This is a genomic window from Fibrella aquatica (assembly GCF_041321135.1).
GTDB classification, from domain to species: domain Bacteria; phylum Bacteroidota; class Bacteroidia; order Cytophagales; family Spirosomataceae; genus Fibrella; species Fibrella aquatica.
Window position 1 is genome coordinate 1 of sequence record NZ_JBGGWF010000019.1, and the last position, 20,230, is coordinate 20,230.

Here is a 20,230-nt window from a genome sequence, read left to right on the forward strand (position 1 = left end):
CCAATCCGCTTGCACAGCGCGAAAGCGCAATACGGTAGAGGCTGACGAGTGGTTGATTTAGCAACAGGTTCTTTTCGCTACCGCATTGCGCTTTCGCGCTGTGCAAGCGGATTGGTCCGGCGTCCCGGCTTGCGACATGAAAGGCACGAGCACATGCTCGCGCCAGCGCTGCGGGGGCCGAGAAAGCGGAGATTGCTGAGGCTTGGCAAACTGCTTGTTTTAGAAAGCCATTGTCAGTCAATATATTGCGGCGAAACCACATCGCTATGAGCCGTAAGTATAAGGTTAGAGATAACACTAAATTGTATTTTGTCACCACGACCATCGTCAACTGGATTGATGTCTTTACCAGGCGGCATTACAAGGATATTGTTGTGGATAGTCTGCGCCACTGTATCCGTGAAAAGGGGCTGGAAGTGTATGCGTATTGCCTGATGACAAACCATATCCACGTGATCGTCGGTACGCATAAAAACCCCATCGACGCAATTATGCGCGACATGAAACGACACACGGCTAAAGCCCTGTATGAAGCAATTGATCAGGATGTTATGGAAAGTAGGCGCGACTGGCTATTGTGGTTTTTTCAGAGGGCCGGTCGACAGAATAGCAGTAACAACGGATACCAAATCTGGCAGCAGGGTTTTCACCCAATCGAGTTGAGTAGCAATGAAGCCATCGATCAGAAGGTGGAGTACATACATCAAAACCCGGTCAAAGCGGGCTTCGTAGATGAGCCCGAACATTATCTGTACAGCAGCGCCAGCAACTACAGTGGCAGCCCCGGCTTATTACCCGTAATTCTGCTTTACTAAGGCACATGTTTGCGCCCGCAAATCGGTTACGGTAGCTGGCATGAGGAAATCCTCGCGTTTTTGTCGCAAGCCGGGACGCCGGACCAATCCGCTTGCATAGCGCTAAGGCACAATACGGTAGCGAAAAGAAGCCGTTTCTAAGCCTACCACTTGGTCAGCCTATACCGTATTGCCCTGTCGGGCAACAAGCAGATGCTTGCGACATAAGGGGCGCGAGTATACACTCGCGCCAGCTTCACAAATACTAATACCTATAGAGCAACTGGGCTCAACACACTGTGCAAATACTTCGCTCTATGTTCCTTATAGACAAGGGTATGAATGAGGCTAATCTGCATTTTATCAGCACGACCGCCGTTAGGTAGCCGTCTGTTTAGCCATTCAGGCTGTTATTGGCAATCTGTACTAGAAAACGTTCCTCTTTATGCCGCACGTCTGCTTCGTTTTCTTTCTTTTCCTGTCCATTAGTACGCAAAATAAGGTAGCCGCACAGGATAGTTTATTTGTCAGAGTGGCCCGTCAGCAGGCTATAGCCACCTACGAGCAGGCCACCCGTAAGCAGGCCCATGTGTACGACGGGAACGAGTATATTGCTCACAATCATCAGATTCAGGGACACCCTTTCTATTCCATCGACAGCTTGCAGGCAGGTGCAGTTACCTATAATGGGATCTACTACAAGGGGGTGAGCATGCAATACGATATTGTACGCGACCAACTGGTAGTGCAACCGGTAGGAAGCGGATTTAAAGTGCGGTTACACAACGAACAAGTCAGCAGGTTTTCAATCAACGCTAACCCGTTTATCCGCCTCGTTGCTCCCACTGAAGGCGGTTCGGCCATCGGACTGACAACGGGTTTCTACGAAATGCTGTACGACGGAAAGACAAAAGCACTGGCACGGCGAATCAAAACCATTCACGAAGACATATCGAGTGGTACGTACAAAGCCGACTTTCTGCAGAAAGACCGTTTCTTTATCTTGAAAGAGGGGAGCTATCGTGACGCGAATTCGAAAGGGGCTATTCTATCCATTTTCAAAGACCAGAGCAAGGAGCTGCGAAAATACATTCGCGCCAATGATCTGATTTTTAAAGGGGAACAGTTGGGAGCGGCACTTACTCAACTAGCCCGACACTACGACGAATTAACCCGCTAACGATGTCCCCTCTCTACCGTATTATCGCCCTTTCATTGGGGTTATTGGGCTTCCTGCTACCGGCTTATGCACAGACAACTGCTAACAAACCCATTAGCGGCGATTTTCAGAACCTGCGCCTCGAACAGCTGGTGCAGCGCTTAGAAGCTCAAACGCCCTACCGGTTTTACTACAACCCTACCTATGCCGATAGCGTGCTGATTGGGGCTCGCGTTGAGAATCAACCCCTCCGCACGGTGCTTCAGCGTGTATTTGAAGGCACTAACTACGGCTATGCCCTCGACAATGAGGGGCGGGTTTACATTACGTTGAACCGGGTTATCCGCACCGATTTACCGATTGGCTTTTTTGAGCGGGGCAATTTTGGGATCGGTAGCGACTCGGCCATGACAACGTACCTGACCGAAAGCCAGAAGAAAGCAGTGGTGCCCGAAACGAAAGTGTATGAAGTCGGGAAACGTACCCAGCCCATTCGATCGGGGCGCGCTACACTGGCCGGGTACGTTCGCAACGCTGCCTCGGGCGAGCCGATTGTAGGGGCGTCTATCTACCTGGAAAACCCGCGCATCGGCACCGCAACCGACCAGTTTGGGTATTACTCGATTACGCTACCGCGCGGTCGGCATGAGCTAAAACTGCAAAGCATTGGCCTGAAAGACGCCCAACGCCGAATTATTCTATACGATAATGGCAAGCTCGATCTGGAAATGACCGACGATGTGATTGCCCTGAAAGAGGTCGTGATCGAAGCGGAAAAAGACAAAAACGTGTCGGGGCTGCAAATGGGTCAGGAACGGGTCGATATCCGAAGTATCAAGCAGATGCCCAGCGCCCTGGGCGAGGCCGACTTGTTGCGCGTTATTCAGACCCTGCCGGGGGTGAAAACGGTGGGCGAAAGCGCAACGGGCCTCAACGTGCGCGGGGGCGCTACCGACCAGAACCTGATCCTCTACAACGACGCACCGATCTACAATTCGTCGCACCTGTTCGGCTTCTTCTCCACCTTCAACCCCGACATGATCAAGAGCGCCGAGCTGTTCAAAAGCTTTATCCCGGCGCGGTTTGGCGGGCGGCTCTCGTCGGTGCTCGACGTGCAAACACGCGATGGCAACAAGAAAAAGCTGGTTGGCTCGGGCGGAATTGGTCTGCTTACCGGGCGCCTGACGCTGGAAGGGCCGCTACTGAAAGATAAAACGTCGTTTATTCTCGGGTTGCGGTCAACCTATTCCGACTGGCTGCTGAAACAACTGAAAAACAGCGCCTTTAGCCAGAGCGGTGCCCAGTTTTATGACCTGAATCTGCACATCACCCATGACATAAACGAGAAAAACACGCTGTACCTGACCGGCTATCTAAGCCACGATCGATTCAGGCTTTTGAACGATACCACCTATCAATATAAAAACGAGGCCGCGGTTCTGAAGTGGAAACACACCTTCAGCAACAAGCTTTACGGCGTATTTACCGGTAGCTATAGCGGCTACGAATACGACGTCACCAGCGAGAAAAACCCCGTGAATGCCTATCAACTGGCGTTCGCAATCAGGCATATACAAGCCAAAGCTGATTTCAACTATTACCCTACCAACCAGCACACGCTGGATATGGGCATCAGCACCATGACGTACCGGATTTCACCGGGTACGTTTGGCCCAAAAGGCCCCGAATCACTTGTTGTGCCCGATGTGGTGCCCACCGAACAGGGTCGGGAAAGCGCTATCTACGTTGGCGATCGGTACGATATCGACGCCAACCTGTCGATCAGCGCCGGGTTGCGCTATTCGGTGTATACGGCTTTGGGGCCAAATTCGGTGTTCCAGTATGCGCCGGGGATTCCCAGGTCGGTCAACTCCATCATAGACACGGTAGCCTATGGCAATGGGCAGGCTATTTCGACCTACCACGGCCCCGAATATCGGCTGGCCCTCCGGTACGCGTTCTCAACTACGGCTTCGCTCAAAGCCAGCTACAACCGAACGCGCCAGTACATTCAGATGCTGTCGAACACCACCGTTATCTCGCCCACCGACATCTGGAAACTGAGCGACGCCAACATCAAACCACAGATCGGCGACCAGTATTCGCTGGGTTTTTATAAAAATGCCCGAGCCAACACCATCGAAACGTCGGTCGAAGTCTACTACAAGACCATGCAAAACATGCTCGACTTTCGGAACGGAGCTGAACTGATTCTAAACCAGCATATCGAAACCGATGTGGTCAATGCCGACGGGGTGGCCTATGGCGTGGAACTGATGGCAAAAAAAGCAACGGGCAAGCTGAACGGATGGCTGAGCTACACCTACGCCCGCACCCTGCTACGCACTAGCGGACTAAGTACCGACGAACTGATCAACAACGGTTCATATTATCCGAGTAGCTACGACAAACCACACGACGTGACGATGGTAGGCAATTACAAATTCAGCCGCCGATTCAGCCTGTCGCTTAATTTCACCTACAGCACCGGCCGGCCTATTACGTTGCCCGTCAGCAAATTTACGCTCGACAATGCCCCCCGCCTGCTTTATTCAGACCGAAATCAGTACCGGATTCCCGACTACATCCGCACCGATCTGGCCATGAACATTGAGGGAAATCATAAAGTAAAAAAGCTGGCCCACAGTTCCTGGACCATCTCGGTCTACAACCTGTTTGGGCGGCGAAATGCGTATTCAGTCTATTTTAAATCGGAAAACGGCCGTATCAACGGGTATCAGTTATCCATCTTTGGCCAGCCAATTCCATCGGTGACCTACAACTTCAGATTCTGATGAACAACTCATTCACAAAACTACTGGCGTATGTAGGCCTGTTGGCAGCAACCGGATGCGTTGACCTGTACCGCCCCCCCGAGATCGTTTCACCAGATAATTACTTGGTCGTCAATGGCTTTTTCAACAGCGCGCCGGGAACTACGTCGACCATCCGGTTGACACGTACCCAGAATCTATCGGAGACCAAAGCGCCCGTTGCCGAAACCAAAGCGCAGGTAACCATCGAAAACCAGACCAAGGCCGTTTACCCTTTCACCGAAGGCAACGCAGGTACGTATACGCTGGCCGGTGTAACCCCGCGCGTGGGCGACACCTACCGGCTGCACATCCGCACCGCAAAAGGCACCGACTACTATTCTGACTACGTGCCTGTAGTGCAAACCCCACCCATCGACAGCCTGAGCTGGCGCGTACAAAGCGATGGCGTTCAGATTAACCTGAACACCCATGACCCAACCAATAACACCCGCTTTTACCGGTGGGAATACGACGTTACCTGGGAACATAGAGCCCCATTTTTCGCCTACCTCGAACTTAAGAACAATGAGATTGTCCCGCGTGCCGAGTTGATCTACCAATGCTGGAGTACCGAAAATTCAACCAGCATTATAACAACCTCTACCAAACGGCTCAGCAACGATGTAGTGAGTCAGTTCCCGCTGGTGTTCGTTCCGAGTACGTCGCCCAGACTAACGTACAAGTACAGCATTCTGGTCAGGCAAATCGGGCTGACACAAGCGGGGTATACGTATTACGACCAACTAGGCAAACTGACTCAGAACATCGGCTCTATTTTCGACCCGCAACCCGCGCAGGTAACCGGCAATATTCGCTCGACTTCTAACCCCGCCGACCTGGTTATGGGCTTCTTCCGGGTTGGATCGATTGAAACCAAACGCCTTTTCATTGCTAGCACGCAACTCCCAAACTGGCCAAATCTACCCGGCATTGGCGACTGTGCACTTGTGGATATGTCGGAGGCCGAGATCCGTCGGCTTCGGCCAGCCGTTGTATCTTTTCAGGAGGGGACGTACCAAACCAGTACCGTTGAATGCATCGATTGCCGTCTGAAAGGCGGCACCAACAAACAGCCCGATTTCTGGAAATAACGCTGATGACCGCCCGACTACGACTTCTATCCGTTTCGCTTCGTTGCCTGCTGACTCTGACCAGCTTATCGGCGGTTGCGCAGTTACCAACACCGGCCAGCGCCCTTATTCAGTCGTTCGACCAATATCGGCGACAGTCGTTGCAAGAAAAGCTGTTTGTACACACCGACCAGTCGGTTTACCTCACCGGTGAGCTGATCTGGTTCAAGATTTATTACGTAGACGGCACCTTCCACCAACCACTCGACCTCAGCAAAGTAACGTACCTGGAATTGTTGGATAAAGACGGAAAACCAGCCTTACAAACCAAAGTGGCGCTCACGGCCAATGGCGGTAACGGGTCGCTGTTTGTTCCCGCTTCGCTGAACTCAGGTACGTACCTGATGCGTGCCTATACCAGTTGGATGAAAAACGTTGGCGCCGATTTTTACTTCGAAAAAGCACTGACGATTGTTAATCCGTTCCGGCCGCTGGGCCTGCCCGTATTGACCGAAACACCCCGGCATACGATTGAGCTTTTCCCCGAAGGCGGGCAACTGGTGCAGGGCTTGCCAGGCAATGTGGCCTTCCGGGTAACCGATGCCTCGGGCCGGGGCGTAGCCGCTCGCGGCTGGTTGCTCTCGAATACGAACGACACCCTAGCCCGGTTCAGCACGCATAAGTTCGGGATAGGTACGTTCCCGGTAACGCCTGCCATCAACAGCAACTATCGGGTAGTTCTTCGTGATGACAAGGGCGTGGTTAGCAGCCAACCGCTGCCTGTGGCACAGGCGAAGGGCTACGCGATGCACGTTAGCGAAGAAGGAAATAGTCGACTAAAAATTACCGTAGCCACCACGATCGAAGGCGCATCGGAGGTGTATCTGTTTGCGCACACCCGGAACGACATCAAAGTGGCTGAGAGGCGGGCCATTCAGGGCGAAACCGCCTTTTTGGTTGACAAAAAAGCATTGGGCGACGGCATTTCGCACCTGACCATTTTCGATGCTAACCGCCAGCCCGTTTGTGAACGCCTGTATTTCAAACGCCCCGATCAGCCACTAGCTATTGAGCTGAAAACCAATCAGAACCAGTATGCCCCTCGCGCCACGGTAACCCTTTCGGCAGCGGTGCAGGCGGCTGGGTCAAAAACCGGCGAGGCCTCATTATCGGTGGCCGTGTACCGGGTCGATTCACTGGTGACGGCCAGTACCGAAAACATCCTGAGTTACCTCTGGCTAACCGCCGATTTGCGGGGCGATATTGAATCACCGACGTACTACCTGCAACCCGAAACGCCGGAACAGACGAAGGCCGCCGATAACCTGATGCTCACCCACGGCTGGCGTAGGTTTCGTTGGAACGACGTGCTGAGCGGTAAACCAGTGAACCGACTGTTTATTCCTGAACATAACCGGCTCATTGTGCAGGGAACGGTGACCAACCCCGCCACAGGAGCACCCGTTTCCGACGTGCTAACGTACCTAACGCCACCAGGTAAACCCGTGCGCCTGTATGCCAACCGAAGCAATTCGGCCGGACAAATTCGGTTCGAGCTCGATGATTTCTACGGCCCTAAATACCTGATTGTGCAGACTAATCCTCAGGACAGCCTCTATACGATCTCGATTACCAACCCGTTTTCAGAAACGCTTTCGGGTAGCCGGTTACCGGCTTTCTCTGTGTCGGAATCAATGGCCGATGTGGTGGTAAACCGCAGCGTGGCCATGCAGGTACGTTCGTCATTTGGCGACATTCGGCGACCGGGCGATCCAGCCAGTCAGTTTCGCGTTCCGACGGTCGACAGTACGGCTTTTTACGGTGTTCCTGGTGAATCGTACAAGCTGGATGTGTATACCCGTTTCCCGCGTATGGAAGAAGTTTTGCGCGAGTATGTACGAGGCGTAGCTCCCCGCAAGCGGCAGGGACGATTCCGGCTTTTTGTTCCGAACAGCCCTTACGAAGGCACCTTTTTCGAAGAGCCATCGCTGGTACTGATAGACGGGGTTCCGATCTTCAACATAGATAGACTCATTGAGTTTAGTCCACTGAAAATCAGTCAGCTGGATGTTATTACCAATCAATACCTGTTGGGGGCGAATCCGTTTCCGGGCGTCATCAGTTTTATGACTTATAAAGGTGATCTGGCTGGTTTTTCGCTCGACAATAAGACGCTGAAACTCGACTACGATGGCCTGCAACTGCAACGGGAATTTTACGCCCCCCGCTACGACAATGCCAATCAGCAAACCAGTCGCCTTCCCGACGCCCGTACTTTGCTGTACTGGAACCCGGACGTGAAACCCGACGCCCAGGGCAACGCCCAACTCACCTTCTCGACGTCTGACCAGACCGGAACGTACCTGATCGAGGTAAACGGCCTGACCACCCAAGGCCAGGCCGGTAGCCAGCAACGGCTTTTCACCGTAAAAAACCCACCGAAGTAGTCACCCTTACCGATCACTGTCCCGAACCCACTTTGGCGGGTTTGGCGGGCACACCGGGTTGACGAATCTCGAAGTTTTCTTTTGCCTTGGCATCAGCTACGATTTGGCGAACGTCGGCTAGTAACTGTTTGGCGTCGTAGACAATGCCATCTTTCACCGTGTAGGTCACCCCGCCGATTCGTTCCACCTCGTTTTTTTCGTTGAGGTGAATGGCACCGGTGCCGTATAGCGTTTTCAGGTTGGCCAGTGGGTTCTCTTTCATGATGGCGAAATCGGCCAGCTTGCCCACCTCGACAGAGCCAATCTGATCAGCCATGCCCAACGCCTCGGCTCCTTTTATGGTTGCCGACCGAATCACTTCGAGCGGATGGAAACCCGCTTCGCGCAGCAGTTCCAGCTCGCGGATATAGGCAAACCCATATAATTGGTAGATGAAGCCCGAATCGGAACCCGTGGTGACGCGGCCACCCCGGTTTTTGTATTCGTTGATGAACTGCATCCAGAGCTGGTAATTCTTTTTCCAGGCTACTTCCTGCTCGGTGCCCCAATCATGCCAATACGACCCGTGCGAAATGCGACTTGGGCCGTAGAAACGCCACAGACTGGGTAGCGTGTATTCGTCGTGCCATTCAGCGCGGCGGGCCAGCATCAGTTCGCGGTTGGCTTCGTAGATGTTAAAGGTCGGGTCGAGGGTAAAATCCATCCGAATCAGCGAATCCATCACGGCATTCCAGCGGGGCGTACCGGGTTTGGCGGCCTGTTGCCAGAGATTCCCTGCTTCGGTAAACCGGTCCTGCTCGTTGTTGTAGTTGTAGTTGGCGGGGTAATCCTGCACGGTACGGTCGGCAAAGAGGGCTTCGGGCAGGCCATACCAATGTTCCATCGAGGTTAGTCCGGCTTTGGCGGTGGCCAGCACATTCATGCGCGCCACTTCCAGTTGGGCGTGGTGACAGGCCGACCGCAACCCCAGCTTCTTGTTCTCTTCCAGTGCAGCCTTGAATACGTTGGGTTCGGCCCCGAAAAACTTGATCCCATCGGCACCGCGTTGCGCATTCTGACGTACCCAGGCGCGGGCCTGTTCGGGCGTGGTGATGGCCTCTTTGCTGCCCTGCCCAAAGCTGGTGTAGGCTTTAATGCGTGGCGCAATGATTTCGTTACGTTCGCTTTTGGCGCGGTGTTCCAGCACCCAATCGAGTCCGTTACCCGCCGATGGGTCGCGAATGGTGGTGATGCCGTGCCCCATCCATAGTTTAAACACGTATTCCGACGGTGTACCTTGGTCTTTGCCGCCAATATGACCATGCATATCGATCATGCCGGGCATCAGGTACATACCCTCGCAATTTAGTTCCTGATCGCCCGTTTTGGCCTGTGGCCGCCGTTTCGGGTCGATCGGCACGCCGGGATAGCCCACCTGCTGAATCTGGGCAATCCGGTTTTTCTCTACCACGATATCGACCGGGCCAACCGGTGGTGCGCCCGTGCTGTTGATCAGCGTAACGCCACGAATGATGAGCCGGTTATATGGACCACCGCCATCAGTAGCCTTACGGGTAGGTGCCTTTTCGATCTGGGCAAATCCAGAATAAACAACGGTGAACGTGCTGCAAATAAGAAGAAGTAGACGTAGTCTATGCATAATGGATATCGGTTTGTTGTAGAGACGCAATATCTTGCGTCTCCTCGTGCGTCAGCAATTTGGGTATGGCCTGCAACCGTTGTTAGGCATATGTAGGTTGCTGACGCACGAGGAGACGCAAGATATTGCGTCTCTACGCTAAATACCTGATTCTATGTTCGTTCAACGCAACTTTTTATATATTGTGATGGCATTGGCCGTGGGCCTTGCCATCTTTATGGGTGCCACCGTCTACCAGAAAGGCCCTACCCCACCGCCAGCCCCGTCACCGGCATCGTCGCCCGAATTTCGGGCGTACTGGTTTGGCGGAAAAGCCGAACTGAACACCTACCGCCTCGATCAGGCGCAATACGGAGCCGCCCGAACGGGTGAAGCCGTGTTAGTGTTCGTGACCGAAGATTTTCGGACCGATAAACAGGTAAAATCAGAATCAGAAGAAAGCCGTAGCCTGGCCATTCCGGTGTTGAAAACCAACTATATTCGGCGGTTCGTGACAGGCGTTTATGACTACTCGCTGTTCACGTCGGTCTTCACGCCAATCGATTCGCCAAAATTCCCGAACACGCTGAAAGTCACCACATCGGGGCAGGAATGGTGCGGGCAGAGCTATGTACAGGTGAGCTACAAGAACAACGGTTACGCGGTATCGGGCCGGTCGTATTTTGAGCAGGAAGTAGCCGAAGATTATACCGTAGATAAGGCACTGCTGGAAGATGAACTCTGGAACCGTATCCGGCTAAACCCCGATAAGCTACCCACCGGCGCTATTCACCTGATTCCCGGCACGCAGGCCGCTCGCCTTCGTCATAAACGCTTGGAATCGCTGCCTGTCACCGCCACCCTCGATTCGGCGCAGGGTGCTGCGTGGACACGTACCTACATACTTGGCATAGCTGTCGGCCCCTGCAAAGCCTATACGCTTGATTATAAAGAGGATGGTCGGAAGTTAACGGTTATTTTCGAGGCCGCTTTTCCGCACAAAATTGCCGGTTGGGAAGACACCTACAAGACCAAAGACAAGGTGTTGACCTCGCGTGCCGTTCTTCAGAAAAGCCTCCAATCTGATTACTGGAACCACAACACCCCCGCCGACAGCACCCTCCGCCGTGAGTTAGGGCTGTAAACGAGCCTGTTACGAGTGGTTCAAGCCATTACCGATAGCATCCGCAGTACCGGATTGCCTAACGATTGATCACCCTCGATGGTAACCGATGATGCGGCCTCAGCGTCGGTCAGGCCTTTTGTAAACAAACGCCAGGCTAGCTGCCCGTCGATTGACACATCCGTAACCGGCTGCTGATCAGCGATGTCTGTAACCAACTGCCAGTCAGTAGCCGCCCGGTACAGATACCATGAGCCTGTCAGATTGGTAAGCGTAAACCTGATCCGCGTTGCTTCGGGAGCCATTACCGACCGGTAGGTGTACGGCAGCGCCCGCATGAAGGTGTCTATTACAGGATGGTATAGCGCCGCGTTCATCAACGGCTCCGTCTGGTCGACAGCCAAACGAATCTGTTGCTGATGGTGCCATAACTCGGTGTATTCGCGGGCAATGTGAAACCAGTTTTGTGACGATTCTTCGCCCGCCCAGGCCACCGAAAATGTGGCCGCGTCATGGGGCGGCAATGTCTTGAAAAGCTGATAGACCTCAGGTCCCACCTGCCTAAGCCAATCAAGCAATTGAGCCGGGCTAATCCGTCGGGTAGCGATCACCCAATCATGGTTCAACTGATTGAGGTAATCGACCAGTGATTGGTAAGAATCGATACGGGGTGGATTCGGATCTATGTATCGATCCCGGTATAGCGCCACTCGCCGAAAATGCCCGTCTATGATATGCGACGCAATGTCTTTAACGCACCAACCACGCAAAACCGTTGGCGACTGCCATTGATCGGGCGTTAGTTCTTCCAAAAGCGAAACCAGCTGCTCGTGCAAAACGGGAAATAACTCAATGGTATCAATTACTTTGACAGGTTGCATGGATATTCTGAACTGCGTGCCTTCTGGTTATTTTTCCAAGCTTTGCTAACGATTGCCAACAGCTGAAAAAGCCATTGACTGGTCAGTTTATTTCGCGAATACGTATAGCTCATCAAGCACCGTTTTCTGACGCCTTAGCTGAATAAAGGTCTTATCAAAGGCGGCCCGGTCTGATGCCGTTGGTTGGTAATCGCCTGATTTGATTTTCGCTTCGAAAACCACGGGAAGCACATACTCACCCGCATAATTTGACTTTTGGAGAGGCAAATCTGCAATTATTCGGTTCACTTCGCCGACAAATGCATTGCTAAAAGAACCCATTTTCAGGAGCTTAACCTCATCAATCTTTCCGGCTTTAGTGATCGTAAAATTGACGTACACCTTTGCTTCTTTTGTCGATGGCTCAACCAGAAGCGGGTACTGAACTGACGTTAACGCTTGGCGAAAAGAGAGATCGTTATTCAGCGTAGAAGTGGCTACTTGTGCCCAAGAGCAAGCAGCAGAGACAAGCGTCGCGCAAAAGCTAAAAAGTAGGGTTTTCATACAAGCAAAGGGTTTGGTTTTACAGATAAGAGTCTAACTGTCAATCAGGTAAAAGGTTACTTTGTAGGTTAGCTTTCTCCATTTTTGATCATGCGGGCTGGCTCCACAAATGAGTTTGTAGCGACACCTTAATCGATGAGCAGACCTAGTCCTACTCCTCCCCAAGGCACCCATTGCCCGGAAACAACCGGGGTTAGTTGGACTTTCCAAAAGCCGTTTGCTCTTACATTATAAGCAAAATAGCGACGAACGCCTAAGATTGGGCTCCATCGATACGTAACGCCTTCCATAGCCCCCGGCAGATAAACACTGCCAAGACCAACCTCAGCAAAGAATGAATTTCGAGGCTCTCGGGGCAAACAGCCTCTTGTTTGGCCATTCAATACCACGTTCCAGGTTAGCGCGTGGGGCAATGTCAGAATGCTGTAGTTCGTGAACAGGTGGCCAACGCCACCTCGAATTACCAGGAAACTTTTTCTGAACTGAACAGGGGCATATTCCGCGTTCAACGATAAAAGGGGGCTCAGCCCACCCACCTCGCCGGTAACTGCCCAGCGAACAGGCTTTCCATATGGCCTTTGAAGTTGTGCCTGTGCAAGCATAGGAAAACACAGTATAAAGCAATAGCAGACGAGACGAACCGTAGCCACTTAGATGTAGGATTTACTCGTAGAACGCAGGCAGTGCTGAATCCGTACACATTGTCTATTTTCTGTAATAGGTAACATGAAGAGGTGTACTTTAGCTATCTCGCTGGAGTTAAAAATTAGTTATTTGTTTACCCACCTATCACTGCCAAGTCAGGAATTAGCGTTATTTGGCGGTACGAACGTACTCCAAATTTCTACCCTCCTGATGCGTATTCTGTTAGCGTTACTTGTCCCATTTTTTCTCGTTGGCTTTGTTCAGGCTCAGCCTACTACAAAGCCTAAACTCACGGTTACGCCTTTGACCGAACGGGTGTATGTGCACGTTACGTATGGCGAATATCAGAAAAGCTTCACCCCCTCCAACGGGCTAATCATCAAAACAGATGATGGCGTTGTATTGGTCGATACAGGCTGGGACACAAGAGAGAACACCGACAATACACAGCAGTTGCTGCAATGGGTGGCCGACAGTCTGCGTCAGCCCGTGCGGTTGTGCATTGTCACCCACGCTCACGGCGACCGCGTTGGCGGCACAGGCGAGCTACAGAAAGCAGGCGTTCGTGTTGTGAGTACAGCGCGAACAGCCCAACTGGCAGTAAAGGATGGGTACGTATCCCCTGAAGGCATTTTACCGGCCGACACAACCTTCACCATTGGTAACGTACCCATTCGGTGCTATTTCCCCGGCGAAGGCCACACAAGCGACAACATGGTGGTTTGGCTGCCACAGCAGCAGATTCTGCACGGCGGCTGTTTCGTAAAAAGCGTAGCTGCGTTCGGCATGGGCTTCGTGGGCGATGCCAATCTGAACGAGTGGGCTACCTCTATGCGGCGGGTAATGGCACAGTTCGGTACGGCTAAAATTGTGGTTCCCGGTCACGAGGAATGGGGCGACACCAAATCACTGCAGCACACGATACGTCTGCTGGAAAAACACCGCACCGGCAAACGCTAAGGCAGATCGGTAAGCTTGCGTCATTTTCGACCGATCAGGTACGTTACTGACCACACGATAAATGAGGCAGAGCGACTTAAGAGAGAACAGCCTACTTTACAATCCTACAAACCGCAAGGTATGTAAGCCTGTATGTATCTGTTTCATCTACTAACTCGCTTTGGATTATGTTGAAAAAAAAGATCTATCCGCTCCTGTCATTAACCCTCCTCACTGCGCTTACTCTAACCAGTTGTAGCAAAAAAACAGAGCTTACCCCCGCAACCCCCGACAATACCATAACCGATGCCGGGGGGCTGAACATTACGCTGACGTATACTAAATCGCCGGCCACAGCCGATCTGGATTTATACTTATACCGGAAAAGTTCGTACTCAGGTACGTCTAACCCACAGGGAGGTACCATTGGCCCATCTGATACCGGTGTACTATCGACTGATATTCAACCCGTTTCGCCTGATGAAGAATTATTAGTTGTTGCAGCCTATAGAACCGGCACTGCAGCCATGCCGTACACGATTATATTTAAAGGCATTACCGACAAGAAAACCTACACCGTAAACGGCTCATTTGCTGCAGGTTTGGCTCCATTCAACACCAACAACTACTTCGGAACACCCCGAGGTAACAACATTACGCTTAAAAAAACGGGAAATACGTATACCATTACGCCATAGAGTGCTCCATTATAGTAACTTGCTTCTCAAACAGGCAGACAGTATAACAACATATGTAACTGTCTGCCGATGTATCTAAACCTCTAAATAAACCATGGGAAAATTTGTAATGACCACCCGTACTAATGGCGAAGTTCAGTTCAGTTTGAAAGCAGGGAACGGGCAAACTATTCTAAGTAGCGAAGGGTACTCGTCGAAGTCGGCTTGCGAAAATGGAATTGAATCGGTTCGAAAAAACGCGCAGGATGACGGCCGGTTCGAGCGGAAAGAGTCAGCAAACGGAAAACCGTATTTCAGCTTAAAGGCAGGTAATGGGCAAGTCATTGGCTCGAGCGAACTGTACGAAAGTGAAGCAGCCCGCGAAAACGGCATTGAGTCGGTGAAGAAGAACGCTCCCGATGCCACCGTAGATGATCAAACGCTCTAGTACACCCCTTAACCGGAATACCGTAACCGTGAGGTAGGTAATATATTCTACAGTTTTTGTAGAATAATTCTACACCGCTTGCAAAGCAAAACGCCCTCAGTGGCCCAAAATTGGTGTTGGCACCAATTTTGGGCCACTTTTTCATTCCAAATAGCAACGTTATGAAAAAGAAGGTGTGGGTAGTAGGTGCCATGTTGGCCGCCATTACCAGTTTATCGTCCTGCGCCACCGTAGAAGGCTGGCTTTATAAAGACTCTAATTCAGTAAACCGGGCTCCGGCTACAGCTAGTCAGGGACGCTCTGACCGGGACAATGACCGGCGGAGAAATGACGATCGCGACGGCCTTTTCTCTCGCAATGACCGGGACAATGATCGCTCGAACCGAAATGACCGTGATCGTGACCGCAACAACGACGAAAAAGGGCTGAAGGGACTCTTCTCGGGTAACAACAATGACCGCGATCGCGACGATGATCGCACGTCGAGCCGACAACAGTCGGGTTCTTATAACAACCGCTACCGCTCAGGCTCTGACAACAATAGCCGCCGTAATTCAGAATCGTATAACAACCGTTACCAATCAGAGTCCAACTCTGACCGGGACGATGATCGCGATGACGAACGTTACGACTCTCGGTACAGTCGTGATGATCGTTACAGCCGCGATAATGACCGCTATGAATCGAACGACCGTTACAGTCGCAACGATGATCGGGATGATCGCGATAGCCGTGACCGCGACGATCGGAACAATCGCGATGACCGAGACAACCGTTCGAATGCAGACCGTTATAGTTCGGATATGAACAATCGTTCATCGAACCGGTATGATGACCGTAATGACAGCCGTAATTCATACAATGACCGGTATGATGATCGCGACCGGAACAACAACGATCGTGATCGCAATAACAGCCGTGACTCGTATAACGGTGGTTTCGACAACCGCAACTCGTTCATGGATCGGAATGATAACCGGAATTCTTATGACAACCGGAATTCGTACGATGACCGGAACATGAATCGCCAGGATCAAAACTCCCGTTCACAAGGTCAGTATAACGATCAGTACAACAACAATAACGATCGAATGAACAACCGTGACAACAATTCTCGCAATCAGCAGGATGGGCGTCAGGGTTCAGATGATCGGAACATGAACCGGTATGACAACAACTCATCGATGATGAATGGTCAAAACCGGAATGATCAGGATCGGTCTTATTCGCAGTCAGATCGGTCGAACAATCAGAACGATCAGGATCGTGATCGGAACATGAGTAACGACCGGAACGAGAGGCAGAATGATTCCAATTCGAACAACCGGGGTGGAAACAACGATCGCTTCAACGAAAACCGTCAGGAGTTGATGAGCGAGATTGACGAAGAAATCTCGAAGCTCGACAAGCAGATGGACGAGTTGAAAGCTGACGTACCTAACGAAAGCCGGTCGGCCCGTAAGTCTCGCGAAGATGCCCAGAAAGATCTTCAGGAAAAGCGCCGCCAACTGACCGATCAGGCTTACAAAGTGCAACGTTCGTCAGAAAGTGATTTCCGTCAGGTACGTCGCGAAACCAACCGCATTGTCGATGATGTCGCCGATTCGCTGGAAAAGCTGGTGAAGAAAGCAACCGACAAAAAATAGTGAGGGCGATATAGAGGTGTAAGCGGTGTTGACTGAAAAGTCAGCACCGCTTTTTTATGTCCCGATCGTGAAGAGCCAACGCCTCTGTTTGCGACCTTTACGGCAGCGGGCCTCAGCAATGTACCTGAGTTGCCACCTTACTCTCTACCAATATGGCCTTAATTGCACCTGTACGGGGCATATCCCCACAATTTGATGACTCTTGCTGGCTGGCAGCCAACGCAACGGTTGTTGGTGAAGTCATTATGGGGCGTGAATGCACCGTTTGGTTCAACGCCGTAGTTCGCGGCGATGTAAACAAGATTACGATGGGCAATCGTTGCAACGTGCAGGATGGGGCCGTGATTCACTGTACGTATCAGAAAACGGCTACCACCATTGGCAACTACGTTTCCATTGCCCACAACGCAGTGGTTCATGGCTGCACTATAGAAGATCAGGTGCTGGTTGGTATGGGCGCGATCATTATGGACGGAGCCGTGATCGGGACCGGGTCGATCATTGCCGCCGGGGCTATTGTTACACAAAACACCATTGTGCCGCCGGGCAGTATCTACGCGGGTAACCCCGCGCGCCTGCTCAAAGCCGTTTCGCCCGAGCAGGCCGAGGTGTTTATGCGCACCGCTAACAATTACGTCATGTATGCGGGTTGGTACAAGTAATTACCGTTTCCAGCCCTGCGCCCGAATTGGCGTTTGCTGACCGGCTTTAGTGGCCAGCACAATCCGGTCGGGCGTGTTGGTCATGTAGCCCACGGCGGTAATGCGGCTGTGATTCTGCAATTTTTCGAATTCCTGCGGTTTCACCGTAAACAGCAGTTCGTAGTCTTCACCACCGTTAAGCGCCGCCGTGATCGGGCTGATTTTAAACTCCTCGGCGGCCAGGTACGTCTGGTCATCCAGCGGAATATTTTCGTCGAAAATCACTGCACCTGTTCCCGACTGCGTGCAAAGGTGAAGCAGTTCAGAGGCCAGTCCGTCAGAAATATCGATCATAGCCGTTGGAATAACGTCGAGGTCGCGTAGTTCGTGAATGATGTCGGTACGACCATCGGGGCGCAGTTGCCGCTGAATCAGGTAGGCGCGTTCTTCCGGGAGGGCGGGTTGCATATCGGGATTGGCCAGGTATTCCTGCTTTTCACGTTCCAGCAATTGAAGGCCCAGATAAGCCGCCCCCAGATCGCCCGTCACGCAGATTACATCGTTAGGCTGGGCCGTGTTGCGGTAAGTAATGCGGTCTTTAGCCACCTGCCCCAGCACTGACACCGAAATAACCAGCCCCGAGCGCGATGACGTAGTATCGCCACCCACCAGATCGATCTTATACGCTTCGCAGGCGGCCCGAATACCTGCGTACAGTTCATCAATGGCCTCGACCGTAAATCGACTGCTCAGGCCCAGGCTAACGGTGATCTGCGTGGGCAATCCGTTCATGGCCGCAATGTCTGATACGTTCACGGCCACCGCTTTAAAGCCCAGATGCCGGAGTGGCATATAGGTCAGATCGAAGTGAATGCCTTCGAGCAACATATCGGTCGACAGCAGGCCAAATTCCGAATCAGACAGGGCGAAAACAGCGGCGTCATCGCCAATACCACGAATGGTGCCGGGTTGTAAGGCGGCGGGTGTTTCTTTTTGAATGCGATCGATCAAACCGAGTTCGCCAAGGGTATCAAGTGTAGTCATAACAAAAAAGCCGTTCCAGTTTAACGGAACGGCTTCAGTATAGAATAAGTTGCGGTTGGTTAGTTCTTCCTCAACCGGTATACGTTTGTTGTGTTGCCTGTTTTCTGGTCGGGCGTTGTGCGAGTAAGCGTCACGGTGCCGTCGGCCAGTTCTGAAATAGTAAACGTAATTGTACCATTCGTACCGGTAGGCTGCGGTGTCAAGCTACTCAAAACGATTTGGTTATCGCCCACAACGGCATAGGTGCCGGTGAAAACGGTGCCGTCTAGAGCGGTATAGGTTACGGCTGGCGGACTGGCTAAATTCAGCCTGAACTGTGAGTAACCGGGTTTGGTGTTCGAAGCACCACCTGCTGTATACACAGTTGTGCTGCCTTCGAGTACAGATGCGGCCACGTAATTATTTTTGATCCGGTCAGCTACCGGAACAACAGGTTCTTTTTTCCCACATCCTGTCAGGACATAGAATACGGTGCTAAGCGCAAGCAGGAGGGTATATTGTGTCTTTTTCATAAGCCTTTTTTGCATCTGACTCGAACGTTAAAGGTACATGTATAATCAGTAAATTGACAAAGGTACTTCCTGTTATTTTTGCACGAGTTGACTAAACGGTACACCCTATGGTACTTCCACCTACTTTACCCCACTATTCACGATCGCAACTTGCCCTGCGTAATGGCAATGACCGCGACGAAATATGGTGCGCCTATCAGGGTCTGATTTATGACGTAGGTACGTCGAGACTTTGGCGAAACGGCAAACATTACGAGCATTGGGCCGGGCAGGATCTCACCGACGAACTGGCCGACGCCCCCCATACTGAGCTTGTCTTTCAACGGTTTAAAGCCGTAGGGATTCTTATCTAACTAACGAATGAATGCAATACTAATTGCCGACAGCGGCTCTACAAAAACAGAATGGCGGCTGGTTGTCGACGGTCAGCCAACAGTAGCTATTCGCACTGACGGGCTAAATCCTTATTTTCAGGATGAAGACCAGCTCAGGCAAACCTTACAGACACAGTTACTACCTAATCTGCCGCCACTGACAACCAGTGTAGTTGTGCATTTCTACGGTACAGGCTGCACTGGACCAGCCAGTAACGACCGCATGGCCAATGCCATTAAAGCTACGTTGCCAACCGAATCAACCATCAACGTAGCCAGTGATATGCTGGGGGCGGCCAGAGGAGCAGCCGGTACTGAGCCAGGTATTGTCTGCATTCTGGGTACGGGCGCTAATGTCTGCTTTTTTAATGGTCATCAACTCACAACGCCCAGTTACGCGCTGGGTTTCTGGTTGGGCGATGAAGGTAGTGGCGGTAATCTGGGAAAACGCCTGGTTACGGCTTTTTTACACGGCCAACTCCCCCCCGATCTTTACCAGGCCTTTACCGATCAGTTTCCGCTGGACCGGCTAACGGTGCTGGACCATGCGTATAACAAGCCCTATCCCAACCGCTATTTTGCGCATTTCGTACCCTTCCTGTCGGCCCATCGCAGCCATGCATTCGTACGCGAACTAGTTAGAGCGGCCTTCACTGATTTTGTGCAACTCTACGTGCTACGAATGCCTGAATATGACCAGACGCCTATCCATTTTGTTGGGTCGGTTGCTTACTATTTTGCCGACTGGCTTCGCGAGGTACTGACAGACCATCAACTGCTACCGGGCCAATTTGTCCAGGTTCCTATCGATGGGCTGGTCAGTTACCATGCCTGAACCTTATATGCAAGGTTC

19 protein-coding genes are annotated in these 20,230 nt (G+C 51.9%); 13 read left to right on the forward strand and 6 right to left on the reverse strand.

Annotated elements, in window-relative coordinates:
* The first annotated feature begins 266 nt into the window (after nucleotides 1-266).
* The 5 genes from ACAW87_RS24895 to ACAW87_RS24915 all read left to right on the forward strand — a co-directional run bounded on the left by ACAW87_RS24895 (nucleotide 267) and on the right by ACAW87_RS24915 (nucleotide 8,286).
* Nucleotides 267-815 carry an REP-associated tyrosine transposase gene (locus ACAW87_RS24895; protein ID WP_370726377.1) on the forward strand — a complete coding sequence of 183 codons (549 nt, stop codon included), beginning with the start codon at nucleotides 267-269 and terminating at the stop codon, nucleotides 813-815.
* 424 nt (nucleotides 816-1,239) lie between these two features.
* The gene (locus ACAW87_RS24900) at nucleotides 1,240-1,974 is read left to right on the forward strand and encodes a hypothetical protein (RefSeq protein ID WP_370726378.1); all 735 of its coding nucleotides are present in this window, start codon (nucleotides 1,240-1,242) and stop codon (nucleotides 1,972-1,974) included.
* A gap of 2 nt (nucleotides 1,975-1,976) precedes the next feature.
* Nucleotides 1,977-4,748, forward strand: coding sequence for a TonB-dependent receptor (locus tag ACAW87_RS24905; RefSeq protein WP_370726379.1), 2,772 nt, complete (start codon nucleotides 1,977-1,979; stop codon nucleotides 4,746-4,748).
* Complete coding sequence (locus tag ACAW87_RS24910; protein WP_370726380.1) at nucleotides 4,748-5,860, forward strand: DUF4249 domain-containing protein; 1,113 nt, start codon at nucleotides 4,748-4,750, stop codon at nucleotides 5,858-5,860. The genes ACAW87_RS24905 and ACAW87_RS24910 overlap by 1 nt, the downstream gene beginning before the upstream one ends.
* A complete protein-coding gene (locus ACAW87_RS24915) occupies nucleotides 5,803-8,286 on the forward strand; it encodes a hypothetical protein (protein WP_370726381.1) in 2,484 nt (827 codons plus the stop codon). The genes ACAW87_RS24910 and ACAW87_RS24915 overlap by 58 nt, the downstream gene beginning before the upstream one ends.
* A gap of 13 nt (nucleotides 8,287-8,299) precedes the next feature.
* On the opposite strand, the gene ACAW87_RS24920 is transcribed toward ACAW87_RS24915, so the two are convergent.
* Nucleotides 8,300-9,925, reverse strand: a complete 1,626-nt coding sequence (locus ACAW87_RS24920; protein WP_370726382.1) for an amidohydrolase family protein — start codon at nucleotides 9,923-9,925, stop codon at nucleotides 8,300-8,302.
* A 154-nt stretch (nucleotides 9,926-10,079) separates the two neighbouring features.
* On the opposite strand from ACAW87_RS24920, the gene ACAW87_RS24925 reads away from it, so the two are divergent.
* A complete protein-coding gene (locus ACAW87_RS24925) occupies nucleotides 10,080-11,048 on the forward strand; it encodes a hypothetical protein (protein ID WP_370726383.1) in 969 nt (322 codons plus the stop codon).
* Between the two features lie 20 nt (nucleotides 11,049-11,068).
* Here the strand turns inward: ACAW87_RS24925 and ACAW87_RS24930 are convergent, their stop codons facing one another.
* The 3 genes from ACAW87_RS24930 to ACAW87_RS24940 form a co-directional block, all read right to left on the reverse strand.
* Nucleotides 11,069-11,908, reverse strand: coding sequence for a maleylpyruvate isomerase N-terminal domain-containing protein (locus tag ACAW87_RS24930; protein WP_370726384.1), 840 nt, complete (start codon nucleotides 11,906-11,908; stop codon nucleotides 11,069-11,071).
* Nucleotides 11,909-11,995: 87 nt separating this feature from the next.
* Nucleotides 11,996-12,451: a hypothetical protein gene (locus ACAW87_RS24935; RefSeq protein WP_370726385.1), complete on the reverse strand. Its 456-nt coding sequence runs from the start codon at nucleotides 12,449-12,451 to the stop codon at nucleotides 11,996-11,998.
* A gap of 128 nt (nucleotides 12,452-12,579) precedes the next feature.
* Nucleotides 12,580-13,053 carry a hypothetical protein gene (locus tag ACAW87_RS24940; protein WP_370726386.1) on the reverse strand — a complete coding sequence of 158 codons (474 nt, stop codon included), beginning with the start codon at nucleotides 13,051-13,053 and terminating at the stop codon, nucleotides 12,580-12,582.
* Between the two features lie 253 nt (nucleotides 13,054-13,306).
* On the opposite strand from ACAW87_RS24940, the gene bla reads away from it, so the two are divergent.
* The 5 genes from bla (at nucleotide 13,307) to ACAW87_RS24965 (ending at nucleotide 17,468) form a co-directional block, all read left to right on the forward strand.
* Nucleotides 13,307-14,056 (forward strand): subclass B1 metallo-beta-lactamase, encoded by a 750-nt coding sequence (gene bla / locus ACAW87_RS24945; protein ID WP_370726387.1) that lies wholly within the window; start codon nucleotides 13,307-13,309, stop codon nucleotides 14,054-14,056.
* 167 nt (nucleotides 14,057-14,223) lie between these two features.
* A complete protein-coding gene (locus tag ACAW87_RS24950) occupies nucleotides 14,224-14,733 on the forward strand; it encodes a hypothetical protein (RefSeq protein ID WP_370726388.1) in 510 nt (169 codons plus the stop codon).
* A 94-nt stretch (nucleotides 14,734-14,827) separates the two neighbouring features.
* On the forward strand, nucleotides 14,828-15,160 hold the full coding sequence (locus ACAW87_RS24955; RefSeq protein ID WP_370726389.1) for a YegP family protein: 333 nt from the start codon (nucleotides 14,828-14,830) through the stop codon (nucleotides 15,158-15,160).
* 161 nt (nucleotides 15,161-15,321) lie between these two features.
* Nucleotides 15,322-16,806, forward strand: coding sequence for a hypothetical protein (locus tag ACAW87_RS24960; RefSeq protein ID WP_370726390.1), 1,485 nt, complete (start codon nucleotides 15,322-15,324; stop codon nucleotides 16,804-16,806).
* 152 nt (nucleotides 16,807-16,958) lie between these two features.
* The gene (locus ACAW87_RS24965; RefSeq protein ID WP_370726391.1) at nucleotides 16,959-17,468 is read left to right on the forward strand and encodes a gamma carbonic anhydrase family protein; all 510 of its coding nucleotides are present in this window, start codon (nucleotides 16,959-16,961) and stop codon (nucleotides 17,466-17,468) included.
* Here the strand turns inward: ACAW87_RS24965 and thiL are convergent, their stop codons facing one another.
* Together thiL and ACAW87_RS24975 are read right to left on the reverse strand one after the other, a co-directional pair.
* Nucleotides 17,469-18,491: a thiamine-phosphate kinase gene (thiL, locus tag ACAW87_RS24970; RefSeq protein ID WP_370726392.1), complete on the reverse strand. Its 1,023-nt coding sequence runs from the start codon at nucleotides 18,489-18,491 to the stop codon at nucleotides 17,469-17,471.
* Nucleotides 18,492-18,550: 59 nt separating this feature from the next.
* Entirely contained in the window at nucleotides 18,551-19,003 is a 453-nt protein-coding gene (locus ACAW87_RS24975) for a hypothetical protein (RefSeq protein WP_370726393.1), read from the reverse strand.
* Nucleotides 19,004-19,110: 107 nt separating this feature from the next.
* On the opposite strand from ACAW87_RS24975, the gene ACAW87_RS24980 reads away from it, so the two are divergent.
* Nucleotides 19,111-19,356, forward strand: coding sequence for a cytochrome b5 domain-containing protein (locus ACAW87_RS24980; RefSeq protein WP_370726394.1), 246 nt, complete (start codon nucleotides 19,111-19,113; stop codon nucleotides 19,354-19,356).
* A gap of 7 nt (nucleotides 19,357-19,363) precedes the next feature.
* Nucleotides 19,364-20,212, forward strand: coding sequence for an N-acetylglucosamine kinase (locus tag ACAW87_RS24985; protein WP_370726395.1), 849 nt, complete (start codon nucleotides 19,364-19,366; stop codon nucleotides 20,210-20,212).
* Nucleotides 20,213-20,230 lie beyond the last annotated feature (18 nt).